Consider the following 6,330-nt stretch of genomic DNA (forward strand, 5'->3'; position numbering starts at 1 on the left):
TTATAACAATAACTGTCGTAAATATATAATAGATTGTTTACAATTATATATTATAATATATAATAGAAATGACTTTATAACAGCTTTATAAATAAAAAATAAATAGGAGAGATAGTTATGTATATAGCTTTTGGAAGAACTGTTTTAGATACAGAAGAAATAAAAAATAAAATAGAAGAAAATTCAGAATTTAAAGTAATTAAAGATATGAGTAAAGGTACAAAAAGAGAAGATACAGCTGCCTATAATCTTAGTATAAGCATTGATGTTTTAAAGGGAATTATTGAAGATGATTATTCAATAGAAGATTTAACAGAAGATGAGTTATTTGAAGAATATATTAGTTTGGCTGAAGAATTAGCAACAGATTTAGAAGATCTCTTTGAAGAAGATGCGATAATAGATATAAAGGCTTATAAGTGGGATCCATCAGATAATGATATAAAGCTGGTGATAGCAGCCTTACATAGGAATCTTGGGGAAAACAAATTAAAAGATGTAATGAGAAGACTATTAACACAACTGGAATAGTATTAAAAAACATTGTATAGTTATAAATATAGCTATACAATGTTTTTTTAATGTACTATTTTTTATTGATTAAGTCTGATTATTAACTTAAGCGTGAAGCTGAATTAGCACATCCCTCCTCCCATCATATTAGAGTTATTAGCACATGGGCTCATATTGTTAGCATTAGTTATTTTATTCATATTTTTGCCGTTCTGCATTTGTTGCTGTTTATAATATTTTATTATATCCTGTGCTCTAAGCTTTAAGGTTTCAACTGTTTTAATATATTCTTCATTTTCTGGATCTATTTCGTTAGCTGTAATTATATGTTGTATTCCAACATCAAACCAGCCTTTCTTTAGGAAAACGAAGCCCTTAAGATAATTCCACTCTGCAGATTCTTTTAAATCTAATATATTTAATTTGCTTTCAGCTAAAGCAATATTATCGTTATCAATAAGAGAGCGTATTTCTTTATAAATGCTTCCATTAATTAAGGTATCATAAGCCAAATTTGCTTGTTCAAGGGCATCTTCAACTAAGTTTTGCTCTTCAATATCTTGAGGTTTGATTGAATTATATTTTTCAACTATGTTTTTATATGTTTTAACAATTTCTTCCTTAGAAGAATTTGGACTTACGCCAAGAACAGTATAAGGGTTCATTAATTCACATCCTTAAAATTAATATCATATTACAAATATATAATTTTAGACTTTAATATGTTACAATTAAAATTCGACAAGGTATTTAAATTTGACTAGAAAAGTTATTATAATTAAAGTAGTAGAATGGAGTAGAAAATGGCTAGATTTAAAAAAATATATATAGAGACAACAAATGTATGTAATTTAACTTGTAATTTTTGTCCTAAAACCAAAAGAAAATCAGCTTTTATGAGCAGGGAAGAATTTGAAATTATAATTAATAAAATAAAAGGTCATACAAATTATATTTATTTACATCTTATGGGGGAACCCTTTTTAAATAAAAATTTTGAAGAGTTTATTAAAATTGCAAAAAGAGAAAATTTATTTATTAATATAACTACGAATGGAACCTTAATAAATTCAGTAAAAGATATAATTTTAAATAATGGCGGATTAAGGCAGATAAATATTTCTCTTCATAGTTTTGAAGCAAACGATAATATTATAGATTTTAATAAATATTTTATAGATATATTAGATTTTATAAAGGAAGGAAATGAAAGAACCAATACGATATTTTCTTTAAGGCTTTGGAATATTGATACAGAAGAGTTAAAGGCTAATAATAGTTTAAACTCCGCTATACTAGAACTGATAGAAGATAAATTAGATTTAGATATTAATTTAAAAGAGGAACTTAAATATAAAAATCAACTTAAGCTTAAAGATAAGATATATCTAAATATGGCAGAGAAATTTAGCTGGCCGAATTCCAATATAAGTCTTATAAGTGAAGATGTATTTTGTTATGGATTAAGGGATCATATTGGAATATTGGTAGATGGTACTGTAGTACCTTGCTGTTTAGACAGTGAAGGAACTATAAAACTTGGTAATATTTTCGAACAGGATTTGCAGAGTATTATTGAAGGAGATAGAGCTAAGAAAATTTATGATGGCTTTTCAAGACGAAGGGCAGTAGAAGAATTATGTAAAAGGTGTGGATATGCTAAACGTAATTTTAAATAGGGAGGGGTTTAATGAAATATATAGATAATCTAGCGGTTAAGATGGCTGTATCTGCAGCTATAGCCTTTGAAATAGGAAATATGTTGAATGTACAATTCTCTGCAGTTGCAGCAGTAATTGCAATATTGAGTATTCAAGATACAAGAAAAAAATCTTTTGAATTTGCAAAAAAGAGAATTATAGCTTGTGTAATTTCAATAATATTATCTTTTATTGTATATAATTCGGTTGGGCAAAATTTTATTACTTTCGGAATATTTTTGATTATCTTTATTCCTATTACTTCAAAGTTAAATATCATAGAAGGCATGGTTCCTGCGTCAGTATTATCAACCCATTTGCTTTTGGCTGATAAAATTAACTTAAAATGGATTATAAATGAACTCTTAATTACCTTTATTGCTGTTGGAGTAGCCTCTATAGCTAATCTTTTTATGCCTTCTTATGAAAAGAAATTTAACGAAGATAAGGAATATATTGAAGAGGGATATAAAAAGATATTAACAAAGATGTCTAAATCATTAATAACCTATACAATTGATATAGATGAAGGAAAGTTAATGAGAGATATAGAAAATAGGTTACATTCTGCTTTAGATAATGCATATAAAATTGCAAATAATAAGTTTTCGAAAGGAAGTTCATATTATGTAGAATATATTAATATGAGAATAACTCAATTTGATATAATAAAAAAATTAAGAAGTCACTTTGAAAAATTTTATATGTCTTTTGAGCAAACTCATATGATTGCAAAATTAACTAAGAAAGTTGCTGATCAACTTCATGAAAGTAATGATTGTAAAGAACTTTTAAAGAATGTAGAGATTTTAAAAGAGGATTTTAAAATAATGGCCTTACCTAAAACAAGGGAAGAATTTGAAAATAGAGCTCAATTACTGCAGTTTATTAATGATTTAGAAGATTTATTAAAAGTTAAGAGGAATTTTGTTGTAAATAATGAAAATAAAAGTGTTAAATATAAATAATAATCTACTAAATTTTTTAGATAAGGAGAGAGTATGTTAAAGGTTTTAGTAATAGGTGCAGGGCCTGCAGGAATTATGGCGGCATTAACTGCAGTAAATGATAATAAAGTAATTTTAATCGAAGGAAATAATGAAATTGGAAAAAAGTTAAAATTAACTGGTGGTGGTAGATGTAATATTACCAATTATAGGGATATTAATGAATTTTTTGATAAGATAGTTACTAATAGTAAATTTTTATATAGTGCTTTATATTCTTTTACAAATGAAGATCTATTAAACTTTTTTAGGAAAGGAAATTTAGAATATAAAGTAGAATTTGATAATGATTATAAGGTATATACTAAAAATGATAAGGCTGATGATGTTATAGAGCTATTAAAAAATGATTTGGAAAGAAATAAGGTTAAAATTTTATATAATACAAAAGTAAAGGATCTTATAATTTCTGATAATATTATTAGGGGAGTAATAACTGATAATAATGAAAAAATTTATGCTGATAAAGTAGTAATTGCAACTGGTGGGAAAAGTTACCCAACTACAGGTTCAGATGGATCTATGTATGGTATTTTAGAGAAGCACGGACATAAAATAAATCCTCAATATCCAGCATTAATACCCTTAGTAATAAAAGAAGGTTTTATAAAGGAACTTCAAGGAATATCCATGAAGGAGGTAGTTATAAAAGCAAAAATTAAAAATAAGAGGATTGAAAAGGAAGGAGATATGATATTTACTCATTTTGGAATATCTGGGCCTGCTGTTTTAAAGTTTTCTTCCCATATAAATAAAATTTTAGATAAGCAAAATGTAGAAATAGTAATAGATTTTTTAAAAAATATCTCTAAAGAAGAATTATCAAAAATAATTAGGAGTAATAAATCAAAGTTAGCTATACATAATTTAAAGGGATATTTACCATCAAAATTTGTAGAGTTAATTGGTAAAAGACTAAATATAGAAAAGATAAAGGCTGCTGATTTAAGAAAAGAGGATGAAGCTAAATTAATAGAAAATATAAAGGAAATGAAGTTAACTGTTGAAAATACCATAACAATAAAAGCGGCAATGGTTACTAGTGGCGGAGTGAATGTTAAGGAAATAAACTCTTCTACTATGGAGTCAAAAATAATAAAGAATTTATATTTTGCAGGAGAAGTAATTGATGTAGATGCTGAAACAGGAGGCTATAATTTACAAATAGCATTTTCTACAGGACATTTGGCAGGAAAACTTTTGTAATAGTTTGGAGTGTGGAGTTAGTAGTTAGTTTTAGCTTTTGATTTGTTAGTATGCTGAAAATTTGTGATGAGTGTAAAAAGGCTGTTTCAAACCATAGGTAATGAAACAGCCTTTTCATATTCAGTTTCTTTATCGGAGATAAAAAACTACCTTAACTCCAAACTCAGTCCTCCACACTAACTAATCTTTGATTAGTTAAATGGTAGATAAGTGCTTCTGTTTAAGTATTGATTTACCACTAAGTTTCCATTCGAATCATAACCGTAAAGATATGCATCAGCACTTAAATCACTTAAAGGAACGCTTACAGCTTCATAGGTTATGCCATCATCAACGCTTTCGTTTGACCAAAGTTCAATTGTCAAACTACCGTTATAAGCATAGGAATGAATAACTAATGGATAGTCAAAATCATTTTGGAATTTTAAATCTATTAAATTATCTGCTAATGTAGCATCTAATCCTATAGGTACATAAGTAACTTTCATCATATGATTCATTCTTTCAGTTGGTATAATTCCAGCTCTTAGTATTGTATTATATAGGGTTGATGCAACTTGGCAAACTCCACCACCTACTCCAGGTACGACTTGACCACCAACATAGGTATTTGCTTCAACAAAACCATTTTCAATTGTTGTTGGACCAATTGCTTTTTCTGTTGAGAAAGTTTCTCCTGGCATAACAACTGAATTGTTAATATTTCTTGCTGCTAGTTGAAGGTTTGTCCCACTTGGACCTGCCTTATAGTGGGTTGTATAACTAGATAATTTATAATTTACCGTACTTAAGTCAGCTTTCTTTATCTTTGCTTCTACAACATCTGTTGTTCCTGCAATTTCAATTAATTCAGGAGATTTAAGATCTTTAATCTTAGATGAAAGTTCTTCTTTTAATTTTTCTGAATTTAATTTAATTCCGCTAACATCATCAGAAATACTTATTGAATTTCCAGAAAAATTTATAGTAGCATTTGTAGGTGCTATATCAACAGCAGAAGATATATTAGAAATGAAATTTTCTAATAGTTCTTCATTATATGAAAGTCCTAAAGCAAATTCTTTACTCTCTGCTTTCTTAATTAAACTTAATTTCTTAAAGAAATTAAAATCTTTGCCATAGTTAAATATTTCATTTTCTGTTTGTGAAAAATCAATTGAAGCTTCTAACTCCTTAAAAGAAATAGTAAATTCTTTTCCTTCAGTGGTAACTTTTATATTTTTACTTAATAATTTTTCAACTAAAATAGTAAGCTTATCGTGTAATTCCTCTTTAGATAAATTAGATAAGTCCGTATCTAGAACATAAACTCCCGGATAGACTTTATTAGAATAACTTTTTACAATATTTAAATTGGTGATAATAAAGTAACTGGTGACAGCACTAATTATCAATAAAGCTATTATTAAAGTTTTTAGTGATAGGAATTTTTGCTTTTTTGTATTTATTACTTCTGTTTCCTTTGATGTGCTTGCATTATTATTCATGATTACCACCTTTCATAAGTCCTATAGATATAGTTTAACTTTAAAATTAAATATTTTCAATATCGAATGTTATAAAATGGAATAACAAGAACAATTATTTTATAAGAATCTTTTTTTTAAAAAAATAATCTATTTTAAAACTAAAGAGAAGTATTTACAAAAATGACCATAATGCGTTAATATAAGTTAAAGAAAAAGAAAAATATAAAAAGATAGTGTAAAGTTTCGTATGAAAAAATGAGCAGAAGTTTATTTGAGCAATTTTAATAACTTAACATTAATTTATTAGATTAATTTATAATTTCAAGCACAAGAAAAAGGCCTTCGGTTGCGGAGGCAAAAAAGTTAATATTTACGTTTGTGACTTATCAAGAAGAAGCAGATTGTTCTTGCATATGAAGAATAGTTTGTTGACCT

Annotated in this window: 6 protein-coding genes; 4 read left to right on the forward strand and 2 right to left on the reverse strand. The window is 26.9% G+C overall.

What is annotated here, in order from left to right; all coding sequences use genetic code 11:
- Positions 1–117: 117 nt before the first annotated feature.
- Positions 118–531 carry a hypothetical protein gene (locus KQI16_RS05360; protein WP_216432669.1) on the forward strand — a complete coding sequence of 138 codons (414 nt, stop codon included), beginning with the start codon at positions 118–120 and terminating at the stop codon, positions 529–531.
- Between the two features lie 104 nt (positions 532–635).
- On the opposite strand, the gene KQI16_RS05365 is transcribed toward KQI16_RS05360, so the two are convergent.
- Complete coding sequence (locus KQI16_RS05365; protein ID WP_216432670.1) at positions 636–1,178, reverse strand: J domain-containing protein; 543 nt, start codon at positions 1,176–1,178, stop codon at positions 636–638.
- Between the two features lie 138 nt (positions 1,179–1,316).
- Here KQI16_RS05365 and KQI16_RS05370 point away from each other — a divergent pair, with 138 nt between their 5' ends.
- The 3 genes from KQI16_RS05370 to KQI16_RS05380 are packed head-to-tail and all read left to right on the forward strand — an operon-like array spanning position 1,317 to position 4,426.
- The gene (locus KQI16_RS05370) at positions 1,317–2,192 is read left to right on the forward strand and encodes a radical SAM/SPASM domain-containing protein (RefSeq protein WP_216432671.1); all 876 of its coding nucleotides are present in this window, start codon (positions 1,317–1,319) and stop codon (positions 2,190–2,192) included.
- Between the two features lie 11 nt (positions 2,193–2,203).
- Positions 2,204–3,181: an aromatic acid exporter family protein gene (locus KQI16_RS05375; protein ID WP_216432672.1), complete on the forward strand. Its 978-nt coding sequence runs from the start codon at positions 2,204–2,206 to the stop codon at positions 3,179–3,181.
- Between the two features lie 33 nt (positions 3,182–3,214).
- Positions 3,215–4,426 carry an NAD(P)/FAD-dependent oxidoreductase gene (locus tag KQI16_RS05380; protein ID WP_216432673.1) on the forward strand — a complete coding sequence of 404 codons (1,212 nt, stop codon included), beginning with the start codon at positions 3,215–3,217 and terminating at the stop codon, positions 4,424–4,426.
- A gap of 191 nt (positions 4,427–4,617) precedes the next feature.
- On the opposite strand, the gene KQI16_RS05385 is transcribed toward KQI16_RS05380, so the two are convergent.
- Positions 4,618–5,913: a VanW family protein gene (locus KQI16_RS05385; protein WP_216432674.1), complete on the reverse strand. Its 1,296-nt coding sequence runs from the start codon at positions 5,911–5,913 to the stop codon at positions 4,618–4,620.
- Positions 5,914–6,330 lie beyond the last annotated feature (417 nt).

Source organism: Caproiciproducens sp. MSJ-32 (assembly GCF_018918055.1).
Lineage (GTDB): Bacteria > Bacillota > Clostridia > Clostridiales > Clostridiaceae > Clostridium.